General features: G+C 49.8%; 13 protein-coding genes. 7 read left to right on the forward strand and 6 right to left on the reverse strand.

Annotation, left to right across the window (positions count from 1 at the left end; genetic code table 11):
• Positions 1-27: 27 nt before the first annotated feature.
• The 3 genes from Q320_RS0112525 (at position 28) to Q320_RS0112535 (ending at position 4,293) form a co-directional block, all read left to right on the forward strand.
• On the forward strand, positions 28-1,809 hold the full coding sequence (locus tag Q320_RS0112525; protein ID WP_245591018.1) for a cation acetate symporter: 1,782 nt from the start codon (positions 28-30) through the stop codon (positions 1,807-1,809).
• Between the two features lie 67 nt (positions 1,810-1,876).
• Positions 1,877-3,679, forward strand: a complete 1,803-nt coding sequence (locus tag Q320_RS0112530) for a putative nucleotidyltransferase substrate binding domain-containing protein (protein WP_027469287.1) — start codon at positions 1,877-1,879, stop codon at positions 3,677-3,679.
• Positions 3,676-4,293 carry a 3'-5' exonuclease gene (locus tag Q320_RS0112535; protein ID WP_027469288.1) on the forward strand — a complete coding sequence of 206 codons (618 nt, stop codon included), beginning with the start codon at positions 3,676-3,678 and terminating at the stop codon, positions 4,291-4,293. Before Q320_RS0112530 ends, Q320_RS0112535 begins: the two co-directional genes overlap by 4 nt.
• Before the next feature lie 30 nt (positions 4,294-4,323).
• Here the strand turns inward: Q320_RS0112535 and Q320_RS20925 are convergent, their stop codons facing one another.
• Complete coding sequence (locus Q320_RS20925) at positions 4,324-7,314, reverse strand: response regulator (protein ID WP_051534705.1); 2,991 nt, start codon at positions 7,312-7,314, stop codon at positions 4,324-4,326.
• A gap of 291 nt (positions 7,315-7,605) precedes the next feature.
• Between Q320_RS20925 and acs the strand changes: the two genes are divergently transcribed.
• The gene (gene acs, locus Q320_RS0112545) at positions 7,606-9,576 is read left to right on the forward strand and encodes an acetate--CoA ligase (protein WP_027469289.1); all 1,971 of its coding nucleotides are present in this window, start codon (positions 7,606-7,608) and stop codon (positions 9,574-9,576) included.
• A gap of 67 nt (positions 9,577-9,643) precedes the next feature.
• Here the strand turns inward: acs and Q320_RS20930 are convergent, their stop codons facing one another.
• Positions 9,644-13,819: a sensor domain-containing protein gene (locus Q320_RS20930; RefSeq protein WP_051534706.1), complete on the reverse strand. Its 4,176-nt coding sequence runs from the start codon at positions 13,817-13,819 to the stop codon at positions 9,644-9,646.
• 193 nt (positions 13,820-14,012) lie between these two features.
• Here Q320_RS20930 and Q320_RS0112555 point away from each other — a divergent pair, with 193 nt between their 5' ends.
• A complete protein-coding gene (locus Q320_RS0112555) occupies positions 14,013-14,339 on the forward strand; it encodes a hypothetical protein (RefSeq protein ID WP_156939060.1) in 327 nt (108 codons plus the stop codon).
• A gap of 69 nt (positions 14,340-14,408) precedes the next feature.
• Positions 14,409-14,912 (forward strand): DUF6803 family protein, encoded by a 504-nt coding sequence (locus Q320_RS0112560; RefSeq protein WP_027469291.1) that lies wholly within the window; start codon positions 14,409-14,411, stop codon positions 14,910-14,912.
• Between the two features lie 52 nt (positions 14,913-14,964).
• Here Q320_RS0112560 and Q320_RS0112565 read toward each other — a convergent pair whose 3' ends face one another.
• From Q320_RS0112565 to Q320_RS19765, 4 genes are all read right to left on the reverse strand, one after another.
• The gene (locus tag Q320_RS0112565) at positions 14,965-16,323 is read right to left on the reverse strand and encodes an ATP-binding protein (RefSeq protein WP_027469292.1); all 1,359 of its coding nucleotides are present in this window, start codon (positions 16,321-16,323) and stop codon (positions 14,965-14,967) included.
• Positions 16,320-16,997, reverse strand: a complete 678-nt coding sequence (locus Q320_RS0112570; RefSeq protein ID WP_027469293.1) for a response regulator transcription factor — start codon at positions 16,995-16,997, stop codon at positions 16,320-16,322. The genes Q320_RS0112565 and Q320_RS0112570 overlap by 4 nt, the downstream gene beginning before the upstream one ends.
• A 9-nt stretch (positions 16,998-17,006) precedes the next feature.
• A complete protein-coding gene (locus tag Q320_RS0112575) occupies positions 17,007-17,246 on the reverse strand; it encodes a PepSY domain-containing protein (protein ID WP_027469294.1) in 240 nt (79 codons plus the stop codon).
• Between the two features lie 98 nt (positions 17,247-17,344).
• Positions 17,345-17,911, reverse strand: coding sequence for a glycine zipper 2TM domain-containing protein (locus tag Q320_RS19765; protein ID WP_051534707.1), 567 nt, complete (start codon positions 17,909-17,911; stop codon positions 17,345-17,347).
• A gap of 248 nt (positions 17,912-18,159) precedes the next feature.
• On the opposite strand from Q320_RS19765, the gene Q320_RS20935 reads away from it, so the two are divergent.
• Complete coding sequence (locus Q320_RS20935; protein WP_051534708.1) at positions 18,160-19,659, forward strand: YiiX/YebB-like N1pC/P60 family cysteine hydrolase; 1,500 nt, start codon at positions 18,160-18,162, stop codon at positions 19,657-19,659.
• Positions 19,660-19,807 lie beyond the last annotated feature (148 nt).

A 19,807-nucleotide genomic window follows, 5' to 3' on the forward strand; every position in this document is an offset into this window, starting at 1 on the left:
CTACAACGTCTCTCTATCGCCAGCTTGATGCTCGCCAGCAGCCTCCCAACATGGGCAGCCGGCGCGATTGAAGGCGCAGTCGAAAAACGCCACGACCTCAACATTCCTGCGATTGTGATGTTTTTAATTTTTGTTGCCTTCACTTTAGGCATTACCTACTGGGCCGCACGCCGCACCAAATCAGCCAAAGATTTCTACGCTGCGGGTGGTGGGATTAGTGGTTTCCAAAACGGTTTGGCGATTGCCGGTGACTATATGTCGGCCGCGTCCTTCCTTGGTATTTCCGCGATGGTATTTGGCGTGGGCTACGATGGTTTGATTTACTCCATCGGCTTTTTAGTTGGCTGGCCTTTAATCACCTTCCTGATTGCCGAACGTTTGCGTAACTTGGGCAAATACACTTTTGCTGACGTTGCCTCTTATCGACTCTCACAAACACCTGTACGAATCTTTGCCGCGACGGGTACTTTGGTTGTGGTTGCGCTCTACCTGATCGCGCAAATGGTGGGCGCAGGTAAATTAATTCAAGTGCTGTTTGGAATGGATTACACCTATGCGGTTATCTTGGTCGGCGTGCTGATGATCATGTACGTGACCTTCGGCGGCATGTTAGCGACGACGTGGGTGCAAATTATCAAAGCGATCTTGTTGCTTTCTGGTGCGACCTTCATGGCCTTTATGGTGATGAAGCACGTTGGCTTTAGCTTTGAAAACTTATTTGCCCAAGCCGTTGCCGTTAAACAGCATGGCGCCGAAGCATTAGCACTAAAAGCCAATATCGCTGCCGAAGCCGCAGCAGCAGCCGTTGCGAGCCATGCACCCAATGCTTCAGCTGCAGTTGCTAGCGCAGCTGCTGCATCCAAAGCAGCAGTCGCCGCAGCTAAATCCAATATCATGGCACCGGGCGGTTTGGTTTCTAACCCAATCGATGCAATTTCACTGGGTATGGCCTTGATGTTTGGTACGGCGGGTTTGCCGCACATCTTGATGCGTTTCTTTACCGTATCGAATGCCAAAGAAGCGCGTAAATCGGTCTTCTTTGCGACTGGATTTATCGGCTACTTCTACATTTTGACTTTCATCATCGGTTTTGGTGCCATCGTGCTGCTCTCGGGTGATGCGGGTTTGAAATTCAAAGAAGCCTCAGGCGCCTTGATTGGCGGCTCGAATATGGCGGCGATTCACTTAGCCGATGCGGTCGGTGGTGATTACTTCCTTGGCTTTATCTCAGCAGTGGCTTTTGCAACGATTCTCGCGGTGGTCGCTGGTTTGACCTTGTCGGGTGCATCGGCTGTTTCACATGACATCTATGCCTCGGTTATCAAGAAAGGCAAAGCGGTTGAAGCCGATGAAATTCGCGTCTCAAAAATGACGACCATCGCCTTAGGCGTGTTGGCCATGTTCCTTGGGATTGCCTTCGAGAAACAAAACATCGCCTTTATGGTTGGCCTTGCATTCTCGATTGCTGCATCTGCTAACTTCCCAGTGCTGTTCTTGTCCATGTTCTGGAAAGGCCTAACAACACGCGGCGCAGTTGTGGGTGGTTTTGTTGGCTTAATCACCGCTTTGGCACTGATTATCCTCGGCCCATCCGTTTGGGTTGAAGTCCTCGGTCACGACAAAGGCAGCGAATGGTTCCCATACAAAAACCCAACGATCTTCTCGATGACGCTTGCGTTCTTCACGATCTGGTTGGTTTCGGTATTGGATAATAGCAAGCAAGCCGCAGAAGAACGCGCTAAATTCTTGCCTCAGTTTATTCGTTCTATGACGGGTATTGGCGCAGAAGGCGCTACTGATAAGCACTAAGAGCAGATACATCGCAAACGCCCTACTCGATTTCGATGTGGGGCGTTTTTCATTCAAGGAAATGAAAATGTCTACGCTATTTAATTTTTCAACTGCACCGTATAGCAGCCTCAGCAGTACGGAGCAGGAACGCTTTGAGCAAGCGCTAGATATTCAATATTTTCCCAGCGGCAGTACCGTCATCGCAGCCAACAGCGCGAACACCGCGCTACTAGTGCTCAGCAAAGGCTTAATTTCCGAAGAAGAACATGGCGAAGTATTAACTGTTTATAGCGAGCTTGAAACCCTCAATAGCAAAGCGCTACTCAGCGAAAGCGCCGCACAGCAATGGGTTGCGATTGATGACAGTCTGGTGTTTTCTATTCCGCGCGAGCTGATTTTAGAGCTAATCCGCAGCAATCCGCGCTTTGGTGCGTATTTTTATCAAGACATCGCGCAGCGTTTAGCCACGCTCGCCCAGCAATCCCCCGCCGAAGATGAGCTGCAAGCGCTGCTTTTAGCGCAAGTAAAATCAGCGTATCTGCATCCTGTTAAATGGCTGGCCAGTGACGCCAGCGTATTGGATGCCGCACGCATGATGCGCGAGCAACACTGTACTGCGGTGCTTATTCAGCACCAGCAAGGCGCAGGAATTTTTACGCAAAGTGATTTACGCGATTTTGTCATTACTGGATTCGATGCCAGCCAATGCCAGGTCGCCGATTATGCCCGCTACCGTTTGTATAGCGTCTCTGATGACGAACCTTTACATGCGGCGATGGTATTAATGGCAAGGCATACGATAGGTCGAGTCGTCGTGACGCAAAATGGTGAGATCATCGGCATTTTAGAACAAGTCGATTTATTGGCGTTTCTCACCCAACATTCGCATTTAATTCAAAGCCAAATCGAACGCGCCAGTAACCTTGATGAACTGGGTTTGGCATGGGCGCAAACCGAAAAACTGATTCGCCAACAGCAACGCCAAGGTATCAAAATCACGTTGATTGCCGCGACGATGCGTGAATTGCACCGCAAATTCCTCGCCAAAATCTGGCTACTGATTGCGCCTGCCGAGATCACACAGCAGGTTTGCGTCGTCTGCTTGGGCTCTGAAGGCCGTGGCGAGCAAATCTTGCCGACTGATCAAGACAACGCACTGATTATCGCCGATGGCTTTACCCATCCAGATTTAGTCAAGATCTGCGAGCAATTTAACCAAGCGCTAATTCGCTTTGGCTATCCGCCCTGCCCCGGCAAAGTGATGCTGAATAATCCGTATTGGCGACGCAGTGAAGCCGAATTTAAATTGCTATTTAATGAATGGACGACGCACACCAGCTTTGAGAACATGATGCATTTAGCGATCTGGCTCGATGCCTACCCGATTATTGGTGATAAAGCGTTATTTGCGCGTTTGCGCGACTATTTACTGCAAGACCAGAGCCAGAACGACAGCTTGCTGGGGCATTTCGCACGGCCTATCGAGCAATTTGATACGCCTTTGGGCTTTTTCTCCCAGTTACGCAGCAAAGGTGGGCAACTGGATTTGAAAAAAGGCGGCATTTTCACACTGGTACACGGCATTCGCAGCTTGACGCTCAAAGCAGGACTCAAAAATCGCAATAGCTACCACCGCATCGACGCGCTATGCCAACACGAATATCTATCTGCGGCGCTGGCGCGCGACTTGAGCGAGTCGTTGGCCTATCTGCAAAGCCTGCAATTGAAATACGGCCTACAAAAATCGCAGCAAGGCAAAACCATCGATAATTTAATTGAACTCAGCCAACTCACGACACTAGAGCGCGACCTACTCAAAGACACATTGGTCGTCGTAAAGCGCTTTAAACAATCCATCGCCCATCAATTCAAGTTGCACGCCCTATGATGCGCCGCCTACAACTGTGGCGCGCTCAACGTCAGCTCCGTGATCCGGCATTTGCATTTCTATTTGCGCCCGCACCGAGCGACGAATGGGTGTGTATCGATTGCGAAACCACCAGTCTGAATCCCAAGCAAGCCGAAATCTTATCGATTGCAGCGGTGGTCATTCGGGGCAATACGATTTTGAAATCGACTAGCCGGCAATGGCTAGTCAAACCCAGCGGCGAGATTGATCCAAAAACCATTCCGATTCACGGCTTGCGGCGTCAGGATGTGGCAGCGGGCTTGCCGCTGAGGGAGGCGCTGGCGCAATTGCTGTATTTCATCGGCAGCCGCCCCATTGTGGGCTATTACCTTGAATTTGATTTGGCGGTGATTAATCGTCAGCTTAAACCATGGCTGGGTATTCAGTTACCCAATCTCAGCATTGAAGTATCGGGGATGTATTACAACAAGAAAGTCAGCGCCTACCGGCCTGAAGTGGATTTATCTTTACGTACCATTCTGGCCGAACTCGAATTACCCGAGCTGCCACGCCACGATCCAATGAATGATGCGATAACTGCCGCAATGATTTTTCTAAAATTAAAGCATGGGGTATTTATACCTAGATCTTAACAATCAAAGCCTTCAATCATATACCCACATTCAAAATCGCCGACCCCATTGCTTTAACGCTCCCATTAAAGCGTCGACCTGAATCGGTTTTACCAAGAAATCATCCATCCCAGCATCAAAACAGCGCTGTTTATCATCGGCCATTGCATTGGCCGTTAAAGCGACAATGGGCACATCCGGCATCCGAATCCCTTTGCTCTGGCTGCGTATCATCCGCGTCGCTTCTAGCCCGTCCATATCCGGCATCTGCATATCCATAAATACCAAATCAAAATCCTGCTCTAACAAAGCCAGCACCGCATAGTGGCCGTTTTCCGCCGTCACAACAGTGCAGCCGAGTTTCTCCAGCATTTTAACGGCCACAATACGGTTTACCGGATTGTCTTCAGCCAGCAAAACTTTATAAATCTGCGTTGGGCTGACTTCTTTTAAGGTATGGCGCGTCACCAATTGTGCCTCGCCCTCGCCTTGCAGCACCAGCTCAAGCACGCCATAAAATTCGTCGGGATTGACCGGTTTAGTCAGGTAGGCTGAAAACCCCGCCTGACGTGCCCGACTGCCGTCACCACGTACGCCCACTGCCGTCAGCAGCAACATGGGCAACGCTGCCGCTTCACTCTTCATGACGCGAGCTAAATTTAAGCCATCCATTTCCGGCAAATGCTGATCGAGCAATGCCAGCGTAAATGGCTGCGCGGTCTGCGCCGCATCACGAAACGCAGCCAAGGCCTCGGCACTACTTGCCACCACTTCGACTTGCCCAGCCCAAGTTTTGAGCAGAGCTGCGAGCGTTTCCCGATGGCTTTCGATGGCCTCCACCAACAATACTTTTTGCTGCGTTGCTTTGGATGCCACACGAGGCCGAGCGCGCTCGGCGGCATTGGCTGCCTGTGCCATTTTTACGCTAAAAATGAAGTCTGTACCTTGCTCAGCAATACTGTGCACACTAATCTCGCCACCCATCAAAGCGACAATCTCTTGGCAAATGGCCAAGCCAAGGCCCGTACCACCAAAGCGCCGTGACGTGGTTTCATCAATTTGCGAAAAACGATCAAACAAACGATGAACTTTATCGCTCGGGATGCCAATCCCCGTGTCGCTGACGCAAAACCGCAAAGTAATCGCATCTGGATTTTTGGCTTGCACATTCACGCTGACATTCACCTCGCCTTGCTCGGTGAATTTAATCGCATTGCCAACTAAATTAATAAGGATCTGCCGCAATCGACCCGGATCACCGCGCAGCAGCGCAGGCACATCGGCCGCAATCTGACATTGATAACGTAAACCTTTTTCTTGAAAACGCAGCGCCATCATGGCCGAAAAGTCATTCAGCAAACGCGGCAAATCGAAATCAAGCATTTCCAGCTCTAAACGCCCGGCTTCAATTTTGGAAAAATCCAAAATATCGTTAATCACGCCCATCAAAACATCGCCGCTTAATTTGATGGTTTCAGCATATTCGCGCTGCTGCGTCGACAAGTCAGAATCGAGCAATAAAGACACCATACCGAGCACACCATTCATCGGCGTACGGATTTCATGGCTCATATTGGCGAGAAATAGACTTTTTGCCTGACTAGCCGCTGTGGCCGCCTGCATCGCTTGCAGCAATTGCGCCTGCGCCACCTGTTGCTCGGTCACATCCATGACCATGCCGTACCAATACGTATCACCCTCTGGCGTGCGTTCAGGTTTAGCATGTGCCTCAACCCAAATCAGACCTTTTTGCGGATGATTGATGCGATACACCGTATCCCAATGCACCAACGACTCCAAGGCCTTGGTGTAGCTCGTAACGACCTCGGTCACATCATCCGGATGCAAAAAGGCCAACACTTTTGTCGCATCTTCAGCCACATCAGCGGGTGTGACGCCATAAATCCCTGTAATACCTGCGCTAGCATACAAATACGCGCTGCTACCGTCTTGATTCATCCGCGTTTGAAAAATCAGACCCGGCACTTGTTCACCAATTTTTTTAAAGCGATCCGCAATTTCATCGCGCTCTTGCCGCGCCAATTGGCGCTCGATTTTGCCGCCGACCCAACGCGCCATCAGTCGTAAAAACTCATGGTCGATTTCGTCAAATGGGCGTTCTTGAACTTCAAGTGAGGAAAAACTCAAAGTGCCGTAACGCTGTCCCGCGACCCAGATCGGAACGCCAATATACGTTTCGAGCCCTAAGGCGGCGTAACAGGGATGCTCCGCCCACGGCGACAAGCCCATCATCGAAATCGCCAGCACATCATTTGCAGCAAAAGTGAGGCTGCAATAGGTATTTTCTAGTGGTGTTGGTAATAGATTGCACTCAGCTTTGGCCGGATATTGCACCACAACGTGGTATTCATCCGCCACGATACGACTGATCACCGCGTCAGGAAGAGAGAAATAAGCGCAACCCAGATACAGCGCGCTCGTCATTAAATCGCCATCATCCCGCTGCCGCAACGCGGTGATTTGGCTCAGAACGCGCAGCGAAGCTTGCTGCCGCTCGTGCTTTTCCTGAGCTTTAAATCGCGCTTGCAATTGCTGCTGAAAGCGGATTAATTGCGCCAAAGTGCTGAGCAATGGTTGCAACTGCTTTGCCAGTATTGCCATGTAGGCATTATCGATGTTGGCTAAGAGCGCAATACCCATTAACTGCCCTTGATATTGCATTGGCAAACAAATCAATGACTGCAAACCTTGCTCGGCATTTGATATGACGCACCAAGTCTCGGCGACAGAAAGCGGCGGCACAATCACCGCACGGCCCTTGAGCAATCCGGCACGCAATTCGCCACTCAAAGGCAAAACGGCCGTCGAACCATCTTTATGAGTGTCATCACCGGCCAAGCCCTGCTGCGCCAGCATGTGCACAATGCCATTACCGCCTTTCCATTCAGCAATCGCACCGCAAGCGCTGCCCGTGAGCTGTAGCAAATCCTGCAATGCAGTCAAAAACACGCTGTGATCCAGCGATTCAGCAAGAAAATGACTTTGTACGCGCAATAAGGCAGGTAAAACATCCAGACGCATAACACTCTCTTTTAGGGTCAATCTGCCATCATTAGGCCGTTTCAGAATAGCTGTTTTCACCCTATTACCCAACTAAAAGCCAACAAATTCAAATGATTGCTAAGCCCATCAGCATCATTGATTTGGCACATCAGAAAAGACAATTGGATTTCATAGGGTGAAACCCATAGATTTCGCTACAGATCATTATTTAAGTCATGGCACAAACTATCCCGCCTAGCGAACCTAATGCCAGTACATATCGTACGACAAGGCGCAGCAGCGGAGTTTCTCTACACAAGGGGCTTACACATGAGTGGTATCGATTCAGTATTAAAAGAAACCCGTCTTTTTCCACCATCAGACGAATTTCGTACCAATGCGACCGTATCCGGCATGGACGGCTATAACGCCCTGTGCGAAAAAGCGACTGCCGATTACGAAGGTTTCTGGGCTGATTTGGCGCGTAGCCTCTTAAGCTGGAAAAAACCGTTCACTAAAGTACTCAATCAAGAAACACCACCGTTCTTCAAATGGTTTGAAGACGGCTTAATGAACGTATCTTACAACTGTCTAGATCGTCATTTAGAGACAAAAGCCAATAAAGTTGCAATTATTTTTGAAGCCGACGACGGTTCAGTGACTCGCGTGACTTACCGCGAGCTCTATCACCGCGTTTGCCAATTCGCCAACGGCCTGAAATCACTCGGCGTAGTGAAAGGTGATCGCGTCGTTATTTACATGCCACACACCGTTGAAGCAGTGATTGCGATGCAAGCGTGTGCGCGTATCGGTGCGATTCACTCGGTCGTATTCGGCGGATTCTCGGCAGGCGCATTGCGCGACCGCATTCAAGATGCCGCAGCAAAACTGGTTATTACCGCCAATGAATCGATCCGTGGCGGCAAACCAACACCACTCAAATCAATGGTTGATGAAGCTTTGGGCTTAGGCGGCTGCGACACCGTTGAAAAAGTCATCGTCTTCCAACGCACTAGCAACAAGCCAGAACACTGGAATACTGAGCGCAATATCTGGTGGCACAAATTGGTGCAAGACCAAGCCGACGTGTGCGAACCAGAATGGGTTGAATCTGAGCATCCGCTATTTATTCTTTACACTTCAGGCTCAACAGGCAAACCAAAAGGCGTGCAACACTCGTCAGCCGGCTACCTGCTCGGCACGCAAGTGACGATGAAATGGGTGTTCGATTACAAAGAAACTGATGTGTACTGGTGCACGGCCGACGTGGGCTGGATCACGGGTCACAGCTACATCGCCTACGGCCCACTCGGCATCGGTGCGACACAAGTCGTGTTTGAAGGCGTACCAACGTACCCAGACGCATCACGCTTCTGGCAAATGATTGAAAAACACGAAGTCACGACGTTCTACACTGCACCAACTGCGATTCGTTCATTGATTAAACTTGGCGGCGATTTGCCGAAACAATACGATTTATCGTCATTGCGCTTGTTGGGTACGGTGGGCGAGCCGATCAATCCAGATGCGTGGATGTGGTATTACGAAGTGATTGGCGGCAGCCGCTGCCCGATTGTAGATACTTGGTGGCAAACTGAAACCGGCTGCAATATGATCGCCCCGTTGCCAGGCGCAGTCGCAACTAAACCAGGTTCTTGCACCTTGCCAATTCCAGGCATTATGGCCGACATCGTTGATGAATCTGGCGCGCCAGTTTCTAGCGGTAAAGGTGGCTTCTTGGTGATTAGCAAACCTTGGCCATCGATGGTACGTAATATCTGGGGCGATTCAGAGCGTTTTGCTAAAACCTACTTCCCAGAAGATTACAACGGCAAGCTGTACTTGGCGGGCGATTCGGCGCATTACGACGAAAACGGCTACATCTGGATCATGGGTCGCATCGACGATGTACTGAACGTATCCGGTCACCGCCTCGGCACCATGGAAATTGAATCGGCACTGGCTGCCAATCCATTGGTTGCTGAAGCCGCCGTCGTTGGCAAGCCGCACGATATCAAAGGCGAAGCCGTCGTTGCTTATGTGGTTCTGAAAGGTAATCGCCCAGAAGGTGACGACGCGAAACGCATCGCCAAAGAACTACGTGAATGGGTTGCGCACGAAATCGGTAAGATCGCTCAGCCAGACGAAATCCGTTTCGGCGACAATCTACCGAAAACGCGCTCAGGCAAAATCATGCGCCGCCTCTTGCGTGACATTGCCAAGGGCCAAGAAATTACTGCAGATACATCGACTTTAGAAAATCCAGCGATCCTGGAACAACTACGTCAAAGCGCGATTTAATCGCCAACACCCATAAACTTTACGAGAGTTTTTTACCCCGCCAGCAGTGGCGGGGTATTTTTTTGCTTCAATCTAAAACAATACATGGCACGATTTGCAGCCAAGCGGCTTTAGTCTGCCATTCGATACACCACGCGGGGAAGTCTTCCGCAGGCATCGGCTTGGCAATCCCATAGCCTTGTGCAAAGCGACAACCTAATTCCAGCAACAAGGCACCATGAGCCATGGTCTCTACACCTTCGGCAATCACCTGACGATGAAACACCGCGGCGAGCTGAATCACACTCTTAACAATCCCAAGATCATCAGGATTAGTTAACATTTCGCGTACAAAACTTTGGTCAATTTTCAAGGTATCAATCGGCAGTTTACGTAAATAAGTTAGCGAAGAGAAACCAGTACCAAAATCATCCAGAGAAAATTTCACTCCCATCGCCTTGCAACGATGCAATGTTTCAACCGCTTGCTGCATATCGCCAATTGCAGCCGTTTCTAATACCTCTAGCTCGAAATTGGATCGCTGCACTTCGGGATAACGCGCCAATGCCGCCTGCAAATGCTCAGAAAAATCAGCGCGTAATAAGTGATTCGCACTGACATTCACGCTAATTTTGATTTGCAAACCTGCCCGAACCCACTGTGCCGCTTGTTGTAATGCGGCATGAATCACCCATTCACCCAATGCGTGCTCAAGTTCACTACCATAGAGATGAGTCAGAAATTCAGCAGGATGCAATAGCCCTGACTCTGGATGCTGCCAACGGATTAATGCCTCAGCACCAACCACCTCGCCATTTTCAAGATCAACTTTAGGCTGATAATGCAGCACAAACTCATTTCGCTCCAAAGCCAACCACATAAACTCGAGTGCTTTTCGATGCAGCTGTGCTTGACGATCACTTTCAGGGTCAAATAACTGATAACGGTTTTTTCCTGCCTCTTTCGCCAAATACATAGCCTGATCGGCATGCCGCAGCAAAGTATCCGCATCGACATTGTCTTCTGGATATAAACTCACCCCAATACTGGCGGAAATACGAATTGAAAGCCCTTCAATTTGTACCGCGGCGCTCGCAGCCGCCAAGACACGATCAAGAATCAAAGTACACTCTGCTGGAGAACCCACTTCAGACAAAATCAGCACAAATTCATCACCGCCCAAGCGAGCTAATGTATCGTCCGCGCGAAGTACTGCCTGTAAATTTTCAGCAACCCCAATCAACAATAGATCACCAATGGCATGGCCATACTGATCATTGACGGTCTTAAAGCCATCTAAATCCAAGAAGCAGATCGCGCACAATTTGCCACTGCGTGCGGTACGGTTAATCGAACGCGTTAAGCGATCCGATAATAAACGGCGATTTGGTAAGCCCGTCAGCGCATCATAATGAGCGACACGATCAAGCTCCATCGCATGGGCTTTAAGTAGCGTGATATCAGAAAAAATACCGATATAGTATTGGATAGCAAAACGCGCATCCCGCACGACTGAAATTGAAAGCAGCTCGATATAAATCGCACCATTTTTACGCCGATTACAAAGCTCTCCACGCCAAAAATCATGCGTGCTGACTGAGTGCCACATTTCCTGATAGAACGCGGCATCGTGTTGACCCGATGATAAAATATGCGGTGACTGCCCAATGGCCTCAATATCGCTATACCCGGTGATTCGTGTAAATGCCGGATTAATTTTCGCGATAAGCTGATCCGCGCCCAAAACCATAATCCCTTCATAGCTATTATCAAACACCACGCCCGACTCACGCAGTGCTAAATCATGGCGTTTTCGCTCGGAAATATCGGTATGCGTACCCGACATCATTAATGGCAAACCATCCTCGCTCCACGAGACAACTCGACCCGAAGTCAGAACCCATAACCAATCGCCTTGCTTAGTTTTACAGCGCATTTCAACAGTGTGGCTGAGCGATTCCCCGCCTAAATGGCACTCAATCGATTCCGATACAGCAGAAAAATCATCAGGATGAACAATTTCAGGCCATTTCTCGATGCAAACATCCATTTCACTCGGCGCATAGCCCAGCATTGTTTCATAACGGGCACTCACCTGAAATTGATTAGTCTGTAAATTCCAATCCCAATAGCCTTGATCCGACCCCGCCAGCACGCGCTCCAATTGTTGTTCACGCTCTTTAAGTAACTGTTCATCGCGTTTTTTCTCGGTCAAGTCACGACCAAACGCCATATAACGCCCATCGTGCATCCGCACAGTTGTTAATTCAACCGAGACAACGCCACCTTCGCGTCGATTCAAGCGCCATTCGCGGCAATCAAAGGTTTGCTGCTGCAAGCGCTCCAAATGCAAGGGCAGCTCTTCAGTATGCTCATCAGCGACTAAATCAGGAATCTGCATCGCACAGAGCATTTCCAAACTATGCCCAGTGAGCCTACAAGCGGATGGATTTGCGAATGTATAACGCCCTGACTCGTCCGTAATCCAGATTGCGTCGCCAGCTTCATTCAACACAAAACGAAAATCATCATCCACCCGTTTTCGCTCGGTAATATCAGACAACGTTCCAACAATTCGCGTTGCAAAACCTTGCTCATTTCGACGCACGCTCCTGCCAAAACCGCGAACCCAGCGAGGCTTAGCTGAATCAAAATTAGCCAAGCGAAAATCAAATTCTAAACGTGGTATGTCACTCACCAGATAAGACTCGATCATCTGCAAAACATGCGGTAAGTCATCAGCAAAAATGAGTCGCTGTAGAAAGCTAAAATCACCTTTGTCATCTTCGGCGTGCATACCAACCAGCTCGTAATACTGAGGAGAGCGGTACACATGGCCGCTCTCCAAATCCCAATCCCAAAAACCATCACTGGTCGCATTAACGATATTTCTTAGCCGTTCCTCACTCTCTTCCAAGTGCTGAGTGGCCAGTTTTTGATCCGTAATATCCTGCACCGTGCCATGAAATGCGATCAACTGACCTTGCTCATCACACACTGGCTCGCCACGAGCACTAATCCAGCGCAGAACACCGTCACCACGGAGAACCTGAGCCTCACACTGATAAGGCTGCACTTGCTTTAGCGCTTGCTCTATCGCACTCGAGAACAAAACCCAGCTTTGATGGGTAAAATACTGCTGAACTTCAGGATAAACCGCAGGCAATAAACGTGGATCGCGGCCATAGATGTGATAAACCTCTTCAGACCAATCATGCTGGCCGGTTTGCAGATTCCACTCCCAGCTCCCCACATGCGCCAAATGTTGCGCTTGCTTTAGCGCGGCTTCTCTAGCGATGAGCGCCAGCTCGGTATTTTTCTGTGCCGTAATATCGCGAGAAATACCAAACAAGCCCTGCACTTTGCCATATTGATCAAAAACAGGTCCTTTGGTAACCAGAAAAGTCATCTCCGAACCATCTTGCAGCGTTAATCGCTCCTCGTGTGTTTGCACCACGCCTTGACGCATAATCGCTTGATCTAATTGCGCCAAAGTCTGTACTGACTCTGCATCAAAGAAATCAATATCATATAAACCAACCACCTCCTCGACGGATTTATTCACAAACGCCGCGCCTGCTTCATTGGCTAATAAGTAACGCCCTTGCGCATTTTTAATAAAAATCGCATCTGACGTGCCCTGAATAATGGCTTTTAATAAGTTACGATGATGATCCAAAGTCGCCAGAGAACGCTGCAACACGGCACTAAACACACTCACAGCGACACCATTCACAATCAGCAACAACCATTTAAGCTGTTCGTATGCCGCCACATCAACCGCATATAGGTGTGGTAAAGCAATGGCATCCGATCCAACTGCTGCGCATGCAGTAGCAAGCAAACCGGGGCCCAGCCCACCGATCAAAGCGCTTAAAATAATCGGTAGCATCAATAAAATAATCAAAGATTGATTGCCAAAATTCGCAGCAATTTTGCTGTGTAAATACAGCGTTGACAGCGTAATAATCAGCGCGAAAAGATACATCATGATGCGCCAGCGACCACTGGTGCGAATCAGCAAATTTAGCCCTAGCTCGCTATGACTCGTATTGAATGTAGGTACCGCGCGCAAAGCCAGAAAAAAACCTGCAGCAGAAACCAATACGAAAAAAATGCCTTTTGCGGTTGACAAGGAAACGAGCGTGTCATGATTCACAATCGAGCTTAACAAATGATCGGATAAAAAAATCCACGCCAACGCAAAGAATACGTAGCACGAGATCGACAGCACAATAAAACGGGGCCGACTCAGTATCTTCATTCGATTCTTCCCCTAATCTGAACACAGTTCACAGAATAGAACATAAAACTTACAAATGACTTTTATGTACCCCAAGAAAATCAGCAAAATATTAAGATCAGCAAGAACGATCTTGATATAAGGCAATATTCCGGATTGGAAAGCACAGCAGAATCAGAACCTTAAACTCAACGCCGATAACGACATTAAGCTTATGCAAGTTTGGCAAACGATACGGATGAGTTGTGCACCGCTGCTGCTAGCCTTGAGCTTGCTGCTGTTTTGCACGCCCGTATCGGCCAGCATCTCGGCACCTAGCCCGCAATTGAGTGAGCGTCAGGTCACCACGCATTGCCCTAGCCACCAAGCAAACCTCAATCACGCAAGCTTTGATTGTTTAGGCCACTGCGCTCTACCCGCGCAAATCACTCCTAGCTCATGCATTACACCACTGCTGAGTGTGCAGCATGCAGCGCCCGCCTTCTCGCAACAAATGGTCGATCTCAGCCCCGCCTCTCCGCCACCCAGGCGTCATTCGTAACAATCAATTGATTTGAATTTACGCTTTGATCCCATCACGGCGCAGCATGCCTGCGCCACGGAGACGCACATGAATATGACTCACTACATGGCCTTGCTGGCCGACAATCAACCGTGGAATCTGATTTTCTTTATGGCGATTCCCGTCATCCTCGCCGAAACCGTCGCGATTACCGAGCTATTTATCCTCTTTTCACGCCAGTTTCACGGCAAAATGCGCCAAATCAATCGCTTTGCCAGCATTACGGGCGGCGTGTATTTTTGCGGGGTATTTGTCTATTTGATGGCCAACGCCGTGATTCCGATTACGCAGGCCGGAGAATGGCGTGGTATCGCCGATATCATTGCGGTCGGCTTTTATTTATCCGGCATCGTGCCTTTGGGCGGCTTGGCTTTGCTGGATTTGGGCGTCATTGGAAAAGGCTGGGATGAAGAGAGAAAACTCAAACTGCATGCGATCTTTGTCGCGATCTTTTTAGTCGTCGCGCATATCGCGATGATTTTTGGGATGCTGGATCCAACACTCTTTATGGCGCAAGAAATGAGTAGTGTGATGCCAGCAATGCATCACTAAAACATAAGCAAGGGTATATCCATCAAAGCCTTTTTAGTAAAAGCCTAGATGGCTATACCCTTCTATCAAATACAATGCGTACTTCTGCACCATTCAAAGTACTCCGCCCTAAATGGATTGTCCCGCCATAGGCATGCACAATATCGGTGACAACGGCAAGGCCGATGCCTTGGCCTGCGACATGTTCATCCAGACGAATGCCACGCTGCAATGCGCGCTCGGGTTCTGCACCAAAACCGGGTCCATCATCGGCAACGATAATCAGCAAGCCCATATCGCTGCTGCGCAATGACAATGCAACTTTGTGCTGCGCGAATTTCCCCGCGTTATCAAGCACATTGCCCAGCACTTCAAACGCATCGCCCTCATCCAGCGGCCAAGCGACATTATCAGCGCAATCCAGCGTGAAAGTTAAGCCACGCCCCGCGTAGACTTTCTGCATCGCCGCCAACACGCGCTCAGCGATGGGTTTGAGCAGAATCGCCGCAGCCAATTCAACCGAACCACGCAGCGCGGCGCGATTGAGTTGATGTTGCACAATATGATCCATCCGCGTCACTTGTTCATTCACGCGTTGCGCGTAATCGTCGCCAGATGATTCTGAACGCAAAATAGGTTCTGCTCTCAAAATGGCCAAGGGCGTTTTTAAGCTATGCGCCAAATCAGCCAAAGCTTCACGATAGCGCTGTTGGCGTGCGCGCTCTTGTTCCACCAAGCGATTCAGCCTGCCTGCCAATGGTGCTAATTCTCGCGGATATGCACCAGCCACTTGCGCTTGCTCACCCTCTTCAATCGCCGCCAGTTCAATTTCTAAACGACGTAGCGGCGCTAAACCCCAACGCAAAATCAGTGCTTGCGCCAGCAATAAACACACCGCAGCCGCGGCCAAACCGCCCCAGAGCGCGCGCTGAAATTGCTCAAGTTGCGCTTGAAAATATTGCTGATCTTCTAAAACGCGAAAACGAATCGTTTGCGCAGTTTGCCCAGCGAGCCAGCGCACTTGGTACGCGGTTTGTAGGAAATCACGCTTGCCTAGACGCAGCGCTTCTTGCTGCCAGACGCCAGTTGCCAGTGCCAAAGGAGGTAGGTTTTTGACTTGCGCAGCGGAAGGCGAAGCCCATTGCTCGGTTTTATCGGGGTTTTCAATAAAGGCATAAAGCCCAGAATTGGGAATCGAAAACAGCGGCTCGGCCAATTGCTTGGGGAGTTCCAAACGACCTTGCGGGCTCAGTTCGGTCATCGCAATCAGCAAATACACCGCGCTTTGCAGCCGCGCAAAATGACTATCACGCAGATGTTGGCTGTAAATGCCTTGCACAGCCCAACCCGTCACGCAGAAAAACGCCAGCAAAACCACACTGGCGCCCAGATGCAAACGCAGACGAATTGAAAGATTATTTAAACGGCTCACACAGTTTCCAAAGCAAAACGATAGCCGCGGCCACGCACGGTTTCGATGCTGGCTACAGCACTATCTTGATCGAGTTTGCGGCGTAAGCGACTCAGCAATACTTCGATCACATTGCTGTCGCGGTCGGCTTCGTGTGGGTAAAGATAATCAGCCAGCGCCAGTTTGCTCACGACATTGGGGCGCTGATGAATCAGATGTTCCAGCAGGCGATATTCAAACGCGGTCAAATCAATCACACCTTCGGCATTGCGCACTTGCTGGCGCGCAAAATCAATTTGCAACACGCCAAAATCAAGGCCATTGGGCAAGGCGTTCAGCGCGCGGCGCAGCAAAGCCATTACGCGCGCCGCCAGTTCGGGATATTCAAACGGTTTGGTCAGATAATCATCCGCGCCCGCTTCAAGGCCAGCAACTTTTTCCTGCCAATTGGCACGCGCCGTCAAAATCAAAATCGGCATCGTATGCCCGGCGGCCCGAACGCGCTCAATGACTTGAATACCGTTTAGCTTGGGCAAGCCCAAATCAACAATCAGCAAATCAAAGGGATATTCACAAGCTTGAAACAGCCCGTCCTCACCATCGTTTGAGGTATCGACGCGGTAGCCTTCTGCGGTTAAACGCGCCGCCAGCGATTCACGCAGCGCAGCTTCGTCTTCGATCAGCAATAAGCGCATGATTGCAACTTAGTAGACTTTGCCAGTGGCTTCATCGACAAACACCGCGCGGACTTCACCGCTGCTGGTTAACACTTTCACGCGCCAGACGTTTTTATCGCCTTCAACGAATTTCTCCACCGACATCACGCGGCCACCGTTGGTTTTCTTTTGCGCCAGCGCCGACGCATCATCGCGACTCACTGCGGCATAGGCCGAGCCCGCCAACAAACACGCGGTGCAGAACATGACTTTCAATAGCATTTTCATGATGACTCTCCTTTTACTCAACACCAATTGTACCTGCAAGCGATGCCCTATACGGTGGGCTTAATCACAAACCCTCAGCCCAACGCACACCTGCACGACTAATCATCTAATTCTACCAAAACCCGCACCGGCAAACGTGATCCCGGCTCACCCGGATAACGCGGCATCGTCGTGCTGTAAATTTGTGAACGATATTCATAATCCACCAAATAATCACGCACTTGCTGGCGATAATCATTCACTTGCTGACAACGCTGTACTTCACGATTCACAGTTTGCGTTTGCTGCGCACGATACGGATCTGCCACGTGATTACCCACCATCGCGCCGATCAAAGTTCCAGCGACTGTCGCCACATCACGGCCACGGCCCTTACCCACTTGATGCCCCAAGACACCACCAGCAACGCCACCGATAATGGTTCCGGCATAGCTTGGTGCAGCTTGCTGAGGCACCGATTCGGTCACCCATTCTGAGCGACATTCTTGTCGTGGCTGGCTAATTTGCTCGTAACGCGGCTGCACACTGCGGATCACCGCATAATCTTTTTGCTGCCATTTAGGCTGATGACGATTCTGCGATTCATCATCCCAATCGTCCCGCCCCGCCTGCGCCGCACCACTGAACAATGCCACGAGCAAGATAACTACCGTTGATTTGTGCATGATAAGCCTCACTTCGCAATTCACCTTTGATACCACCTAGGATGCGCGCAGCGAGCTGAATCGATTCTGAACAACTAAAAACAGCTTAAAAATAATTAATCAATGGGTATATACACCCAGATTTTAATCAATAAAGCCTACAGCCAAATACCCACCAACACAGCAACAATCCACCACCCGCTCAAGATAAAAACTTTACAGCCATTGCTATTTTCACTGATGATTTGGCAACTAAAAAAGGATGAAGCATGTTGCGTTGGCTATTGTGTGCGGTCTTATTAATACCGCTAGGCGTATTCGCGGCCGAAGAAAATCACTTTGCTGAGCAGATCAATCAACTGATTAATTTGCGTAGCCAAGCGTATCAATTTGCCCAAGAGCACCAAATCAGCGAACAAAAATCCGTCAAACTCACGCGTGCGCAGAGCAATCAAATGCGCGATATGGCGCAGCGCTATATTCAGCTACGTGGCGAGATTTTGCCCTACGCTGAAGCCGTCGCGCCCTTATTTCAAGCCGATGTGCGGCTCAAATTGTCCAGCGAAAAGCCAACAAATGCCGTGGATTTTAAGCGCACCTTGCCACTCAAAGGCGCGACCTACACCCTAGTGATCAATCCCAACGACGCAGCTGGCCAGCAAGTCTTGCAGGATATTCAACAAGGCCTCGCTGCCGCGCTGGTGCTGATGGATAGCTACCAAATCGCAATTGAGCCTTACGCCAACAATCCGGCCCTGAATTACTTGCTCACTTATGACGTGGGCAAAAGCGTTTCGCTGCGGCAATTGGCGAGTAATTATCACTCCAGCGAGTTTCGTACTCGCCTGTTAAAAGCCACTCAATTTGTCGATCAATTGATGGCGGAGCGGCGCGAGCAAGGGATTAATAGCAGCGTCATCGAAAACGATTATTACGCACTAAGCCAAAGCACCATCTGGTATGTGTCGCTACACCAGAGTAATCAAGTCGATGTGGCCGATACCCTACAATATTTAGTGGGCGAATTGGGGCTGCAACAGCAAAGCATTCAAAACACGCTGAGCTACGGCCTGAGTATGGGCTTTGGCAATATGGCGGGCCTAGCACAAACCCGCAAGGGCAAACTCACGCGCCTACCCGCCAGTGAAGTGCAAGCGCTAGAAAACCAGCTTAAACCGCTGGATATTTTGTTGGAAAAAACCCCGTTTCGACTCACCGATAAAATGATTCCCGGCCATTACGGCCACGTTGCTGTGTGGCTAGGCAGCGAAGCTGAGCTGCGTGCAATGGGCATTTGGGATGAAATTGCGCCAGCGTATCAAGCCAAAATCCGCAACGGTGGCCGGATTGTCGAAGCGCTGCGCAGCGGCGTAACAATTAGCAGTTTGGAGCAATTTTTAAATATTGATGACCTGCTGGTGCTGCGCGAAAGCCAAACGCCCGATGTTGATTATCAACACGCCGCGATCCTCACCGCGCTGGCGCAAGTGGGTAAAGAATATGATTTCAACTTTGATGTACTGACGCACGAACGGATTGTCTGCTCGGAACTGGCTTATGTCGTCTTTCCAGAACTGCCGTGGCCGATTTCCAAAGCACTCGGTCGCTACACAATCAGCCCCGACAATGTCGCACAACTGGCGGTCAACGACGAGCCGATTCTTAACCCTGTGATTCTTTATCGCGACGGCGTGGCGATCAAAACCGACCTGCGCGAAACCCTGAGCCGTTTGATTAATCCCAAAACGACACTGTTTGCAAAACAATAAGCAAAAAATTTGATCACGAAATGCACGAAAATAAAGCAAAAAACACGAAATAAAAACACTTCAAATTGATAAGCTATCTTAAATTTCTGTGGGAGCGGGCTTGCCCGCGAAGCATTTGATATTCGCGACAAGCCCGCTCCCACAAAAA

The sequence above is a fragment of the Deefgea rivuli DSM 18356 genome (genome assembly GCF_000620145.1).
Lineage (GTDB): Bacteria > Pseudomonadota > Gammaproteobacteria > Burkholderiales > Chitinibacteraceae > Deefgea > Deefgea rivuli.

Coding starts and splice junctions, on each gene's coding strand:
- Q320_RS0112530 (WP_027469287.1), top strand. CDS start 1,877: ATGTCTACGCTATTTAATTTTTCAACTGCACCGTATAGCAGCCTCAGC.
- acs (WP_027469289.1), top strand. CDS start 7,606: ATGAGTGGTATCGATTCAGTATTAAAAGAAACCCGTCTTTTTCCACCA.
- Q320_RS0112555 (WP_156939060.1), top strand. CDS start 14,013: ATGCAAGTTTGGCAAACGATACGGATGAGTTGTGCACCGCTGCTGCTA.
- Q320_RS20930 (WP_051534706.1), bottom strand. CDS start 13,819: ATGAAGATACTGAGTCGGCCCCGTTTTATTGTGCTGTCGATCTCGTGC.
- Q320_RS20925 (WP_051534705.1), bottom strand. CDS start 7,314: ATGCGTCTGGATGTTTTACCTGCCTTATTGCGCGTACAAAGTCATTTT.
- Q320_RS19765 (WP_051534707.1), bottom strand. CDS start 17,911: ATGCACAAATCAACGGTAGTTATCTTGCTCGTGGCATTGTTCAGTGGT.
- Q320_RS0112575 (WP_027469294.1), bottom strand. CDS start 17,246: ATGAAAATGCTATTGAAAGTCATGTTCTGCACCGCGTGTTTGTTGGCG.
- Q320_RS0112535 (WP_027469288.1), top strand. CDS start 3,676: ATGATGCGCCGCCTACAACTGTGGCGCGCTCAACGTCAGCTCCGTGAT.
- Q320_RS0112525 (WP_245591018.1), top strand. CDS start 28: ATGCTCGCCAGCAGCCTCCCAACATGGGCAGCCGGCGCGATTGAAGGC.
- Q320_RS0112560 (WP_027469291.1), top strand. CDS start 14,409: ATGAATATGACTCACTACATGGCCTTGCTGGCCGACAATCAACCGTGG.
- Q320_RS0112570 (WP_027469293.1), bottom strand. CDS start 16,997: ATGCGCTTATTGCTGATCGAAGACGAAGCTGCGCTGCGTGAATCGCTG.
- Q320_RS20935 (WP_051534708.1), top strand. CDS start 18,160: ATGTTGCGTTGGCTATTGTGTGCGGTCTTATTAATACCGCTAGGCGTA.